1 protein-coding gene is annotated in these 357 nt (G+C 37.8%); it reads right to left on the reverse strand.

The annotated features are described in order from the left end of the window. Positions 1-357, reverse strand: a 357-nt coding sequence (locus tag ACFQ1R_RS00655) for an HYR-like domain-containing protein (RefSeq protein ID WP_379924151.1), incomplete at both ends; no start/stop codon positions are given.

The following is a 357-nucleotide window of genomic DNA, read 5'->3' on the forward strand; positions in this document are numbered from 1 at the left end:
TGTGTATTACCTTCACAATCGGTATAAGTATATACCCAAACCATATCACCAGAACAAGCAATATCAGCAGGTGTTGTTTTTAATACAGGAGTTATAGGGTTTCCACAAGCATCATTTACAGTAGGTGTTGTAGGAGCCACTTTAGCATCAACTAAACAGTTTACTGTAGAGCTACCATTAGCAGGCATTGAAAAGTCTGGCACATCGATAGTGTAAGTATATGACCAATCAGCAGTATTACCAGCACAATCGGTATAAGTATATACCCAAACCATATCACCAGAACAAGCAATATCAGCAGGTGTTATTTTTAACACAGGAGTTATAGCGTTACCATTAGCATCTAAAACAGTAGGT

It is taken from the genome of Mariniflexile jejuense (assembly GCF_042675665.1).
GTDB classification, from domain to species: domain Bacteria; phylum Bacteroidota; class Bacteroidia; order Flavobacteriales; family Flavobacteriaceae; genus Mariniflexile; species Mariniflexile jejuense.